The organism is Thermodesulfovibrionales bacterium (assembly GCA_026417875.1).
GTDB lineage: Bacteria > Nitrospirota > Thermodesulfovibrionia > Thermodesulfovibrionales > CALJEL01 > CALJEL01.
Genome location: JAOACK010000085.1, coordinates 1 through 4,993, shown reverse-complemented (window position 1 = coordinate 4,993; position 4,993 = coordinate 1). Strand labels below are relative to the sequence as shown.

At 41.6% G+C, this 4,993-nt stretch carries 5 protein-coding genes; all 5 read left to right on the top strand.

Going from position 1 to position 4,993, the window contains the following annotated elements:
- Positions 1-192: 192 nt before the first annotated feature.
- Positions 193-1,371, top strand: a complete 1,179-nt coding sequence (locus N2257_10340) for an LL-diaminopimelate aminotransferase (GenBank protein ID MCX7794782.1) — start codon at positions 193-195, stop codon at positions 1,369-1,371.
- A 4-nt stretch (positions 1,372-1,375) separates the two neighbouring features.
- Positions 1,376-2,614, top strand: a complete 1,239-nt coding sequence (gene tig / locus N2257_10335; protein MCX7794781.1) for a trigger factor — start codon at positions 1,376-1,378, stop codon at positions 2,612-2,614.
- 4 nt (positions 2,615-2,618) lie between these two features.
- Positions 2,619-3,212, top strand: coding sequence for an ATP-dependent Clp endopeptidase proteolytic subunit ClpP (gene clpP, locus N2257_10330; protein ID MCX7794780.1), 594 nt, complete (start codon positions 2,619-2,621; stop codon positions 3,210-3,212).
- An 11-nt stretch (positions 3,213-3,223) separates the two neighbouring features.
- Entirely contained in the window at positions 3,224-4,459 is a 1,236-nt protein-coding gene (clpX, locus tag N2257_10325; GenBank protein MCX7794779.1) for an ATP-dependent Clp protease ATP-binding subunit ClpX, read from the top strand.
- A 7-nt stretch (positions 4,460-4,466) separates the two neighbouring features.
- Positions 4,467-4,993: phosphoglycerate mutase (locus N2257_10320; GenBank protein ID MCX7794778.1), on the top strand; the 527-nt coding region annotated here is incomplete at its 3' end.

Sequence of the window (4,993 nt, the reverse complement as noted above, 5' to 3'; positions counted from 1 at the left end):
GTTTTAACAACACAGCAAGCATAGAGAGGATAGTCTTAGCAGTAATTAGCCGGTTAAATGAACATTGGAGGATAAAACCTTTAAATGAATTTACACAGAAGTATTGACATTACCCTAAAGATGTTTTAATTGAAACTTTTGAGTCTCAGATATTATAATTATAAATTCTCTTACAAACGCAAAGGAGGTACCGTGAAATACTCGATAAAGGTTCATCTTGCAGATCGTGTAAGAAATCTTCCGCCCTATCTTTTTGCACGCATTGATGAAATGAAAAAAAAGGCAATTCAGGAAGGAGCTGACCTTATTGACCTAAGTATCGGGGATCCTGATATCCCCACACCCTCTCACATTGTAGAGTCTATGAAAAGGGCTGTTGAGAAGCCCGAGAATCACCGCTATCCATCTTATGAAGGTATGTATGCCTACAGGGCTGCTGTCAGTGAGTGGTATAAGAGGAGATTCAGTGTGGTGCTTGATCCTGAAACAGAGGTGCTTTCACTAATTGGTTCAAAGGAGGGTATAGGACACATACCTTTAGCCTTTGTAAATCCAGGTGATGTGGTGCTTGTGCCTACGCCTGGCTATCCTGTATATCACATAGGAACGCTCTTTGCTGGCGGTCAGAGTTATTTCATGCCCCTCAAAGAAGAGAATATTTTTTTGCCAGACCTTGACTCAATACCTGAGGAGATAGCAAAAAGGGCAAAGCTCATGTTTATAAATTATCCGAACAATCCCACAGCAGTAACTGCAGGAGAGGATTTCTTCAGGAGAGTAATTGAATTTGCAGCAAAATACAATATCATAGTATGCCATGACGCAGCTTACTCAGAGATATATTTTGATAATAAAAAGCCCCTGAGCTTTCTCAGTGTCGATGGTGCCAAGGAAGTTGGTATAGAGTTTCATTCCCTTTCAAAAACCTACTGCATGACAGGATGGAGGATAGGGTTCGCTGCTGGGAACAAGGAGGTAATAGCCGGTCTTGGAAAAATCAAGACCAACCTTGACTCGGGTGTATTTCAGGCAATACAGGAGGCATCAATTGTTGCATTAAATACAGATGAAGAGATACTTTCTGAACTGAGAAAGAAATTTCAGGAAAGAAGGGATGCCTTTCTTGAAGGAATCTCATCTACTCCTCTTAAAGCAATAAAGCCCGAGGCAACCTTTTATGTATGGACAAAGGTGCCCGAAGGATACGATTCAGCCAGTCTTGTTAATGAGATGCTCGAGAAAGCTCATGTGCTAGCTACACCAGGAGCTGGTTTCGGTGAAGCCGGTGAAGGTTATGTTAGATTTGCACTCACAGCGGATGTAAAAAGGATCATAGAAGCAACTGACAGGATAAGAAAGATATGGAGGTAATTGAATGGTTGAGATTGAAGACATAAGCGGGACAAAAAAGAGGCTCAGGATTGAGATACCTGCGCTTGCAATTGAGGAAAAGATAAAAAAGGCACTTATTGAAACTCAGAAAAAGTTAAAGATGCCAGGTTTCAGACCAGGAAAAGTACCTCTTGATATTATTGAGAAAAGATACGGCAAGGAGATAGAGCAGGAGGTTATAGAGGAGATTGTAACTGAATATTATGCCCGTGCCATTCAGGAGAGTTCACTGAGACCTGTGAGTATGCCTGTTCTGGAAGAAGAGTTTAAGTTTGAAAGAAAGGCTCCCCTCAAGCTCACCTTTCTCGTAGAGGTCAGACCTGAGATAAAGGATATAAATTATGAAAATATAAAAATTGAAAGGAAAGAGGTTAATGTTGAGGATTCAGAGGTTGAGGAGACGCTAAGAGGGCTTCAGGAGAACAGGGCTGTTTATGAGCCAGTGGAAGAGCCTGCAAAGGATGGCGACCTTGTTATCATGGACTATGAGATACCTGAGGCTGGAATAAGTTATCAGGATCAGGTCTTTAAGCTCGGAACGGATCTTTTACCAAAAGAGTTTTCAAAGAATATTGAGGGGCACAGGGCATCAGATTCTATAGAATTTGAAGCACTCTTTCCAGAGGATTTCAGAAATGAGGCTCTTGCAGGCAAAAGGGTTAAGGTTAAGGTTACTCTCAGGGAGGTCAAGAGAAGGGAGCTTCCCGATATAGATGATGAGCTTGCAAAGGATGTGGGCTTTGATAATCTCGAGCAGTTACAGGCAAGGATAAGAGAGAATCTCTTAAAGAAAAAAGAGAAAGAAGAAAGTTTCAGGCAGAAGGGTGAAATTCTTAATAAACTTGTAGATGCTGTTGATTTTGAGATACCTGAGCAGCTTCTTCAGGAACAGCTTATGGCTGATCTTGAAGACTACAGAAGACAGACACCAGATGATAAAAGGACTGATGAGGAGATAAAAGAAGAATTAAGGCCTCAAGCCGTTAGAAAGGTGAAGGCTTCAATTCTTCTTGAGGTGATTGGTGAAAGAGAAAATATTGAGATAAATGAAGAGGATATAAAATCTTATATAATTGACCTCAGCCAGCGGTTGCTTGTTAGCCCTGAGTTTATTGTAAAATATTATATGACTGACAGAGAAAAAAGAGATTCCCTGAGAAGGGCTGTTTATGAAGAAAAGGTCCTTGACACCATTCATAAAAAAATAATAGAAAAAGGTTAAAAGCATGGCTATAATTCCAATTGTAATAGAACAGACGGGAAGGACAGAACGTGCCTATGATATTTATTCCAGGCTTCTAAAAGATAGGATAGTATTTATTGGGTCTCCAATAGACGATTATATAGCCAACCTCGTAATTGCACAGCTTCTCTTTCTTCAATCAGAAGATCCTGAAAGGGATATTCATATTTATATAAATTCACCTGGTGGATCTGTGTCAGCAGGACTTGCTATTTATGACACCATGCAGTATGTGAAGTGTGATATAGCAACCTATTGCATTGGAATGGCAGCGAGTATGGGAGCCCTCCTGCTTTCAGCTGGTACAAAAGGAAAGAGATATGCCCTTCCCCATTCAAGGATAATGATCCATCAACCAATGGGGGGCTTTTACGGTCAGGCAACAGATGTGGAGATCCATGCAAGGGAGATACTGAAGATGAAAGAGAATCTAAACAGGATTCTTTCTTTACACACAGGTCAGCCCTATGAGAAGATACAGCAGGATACAGAGAGGGATTTCTTTATGTCTGCCGAAGAGGCACTGAATTATGGAATCGTTGACTCGGTGATAACAACATTAAAAAAGAATAAATGAGGTATTGATAAATGGCAAAAAAAAATTCACCACTAAGATGTTCATTCTGTGGAAAATCCCAGGATGAGGTTAGAAAACTCATTGCAGGACCGTCGGTCTTTATATGCGATGAGTGTGTGGAGCTCTGCAGAGAAATAATAGCTGAGGAGGTCTATGAGGCAATCCCTTCTCACGGAGTAAAGCTACCAACTCCTAGGGAGATACACCAGTTCCTTGATGAATATGTGGTCGGTCAGGAAAGGGCCAAGAAGATACTCTCTGTTGCGGTTCATAATCATTACAAAAGAATATATTCTCCGCAGGCCGGTGATGTGGAGCTCCAGAAATCGAATATACTCCTTATAGGACCAACTGGCACAGGAAAGACACTCCTTGCACAGACTCTTGCAAAACTCCTTGATGTACCTTTCGCAATAGCTGATGCAACAACCCTTACAGAGGCAGGATATGTTGGAGAGGATGTGGAGAATATACTTCTGAAACTCCTTCAGGCTGCAGACTATGATATAGAGCGCTGCCAGAGAGGTATAGTTTATATAGATGAGATTGACAAGATCAGCAGGAAATCAGAGAATCCATCCATAACAAGGGATGTATCAGGCGAGGGTGTTCAGCAGGCACTTCTGAAGATTCTTGAGGGTACTGTTGCAAACGTGCCTCCACAGGGTGGAAGAAAACACCCGCAACAGGAATATATTCAGATAGATACGACAAATATACTCTTCATATGTGGTGGTGCCTTTGTAGGGCTTGAAGATGTTATAGCAAAAAGGGTTGGAAAGAAATCTGTGGGCTTCGGAGCTGATGTTATAAGTCTCAAAGATAAAAGGGTTGGTTCACTCCTGAGACAGGTCGAACCCCAGGATCTAATAAAATACGGTCTGATACCTGAATTTGTTGGAAGACTTCCTGTTGTTGCAACCCTTGATGAGCTTGATGAGGCAGCGCTTGTAAAGATCCTTACAGAGCCAAAGAATGCTCTTATAAAGCAATACCAGAAACTCCTTGCCCTTGACAATGTCAAGCTAAGATTCACCGATGGAGCCATATCAGCAATTGCAAGGCTTGCTCTTCAGAGAAAGACCGGTGCAAGGGGATTGAGGGCAATTCTTGAGGATCTAATGCTTGATGTCATGTACGAGATACCTTCTCAGAAAGATGTATCTGAATGCATTGTAAATGAAGATACAGTGCTTAAGAAAGAAAAACCTATTTTGATTTACAGGCAGACTGTGGAATCAGCCTGATAAATCCATGATGAACCTTATTAAGTCCCTTATTCAGAGGAATGAAAGAAAGATAGTTTTTGTTGTCCTTGACGGGCTTGGCGGACTTCCTTTAAACGGTAAGACAGAGCTTGATACAGCAAGAAAGCCTAACCTTGATAATCTAGCAAGGAACTCTGCCTGCGGTCTTCACATACCTGTGTTACCAGGAATTACTCCAGGAAGCGGCCCGGGTCATCTCTCTCTTTTTGGATATGATCCCTTAAAGTACCAGATAGGTCGTGGTGTCCTTGAATCCCTGGGTCTTGGCGTGGAGCTAACCAAGAGGGATGTAGCAATAAGGGCAAACTACGCTACTTTAAAGAACGGACTCATAGTGGATAGAAGGGCAGGAAGGATTCCTACGTCTGAGAGTACCGAGATAACAAAGAAACTCCAGGAAAATATTAAAGATGTTGATGGAGTGGAAGTTATATTCAAACCGGGAATGGAGCACAGGTTTGCTATAGTCCTAAGGTTTCCTGAATTATTAGAAGCAGGAGCAGACAGTATAAT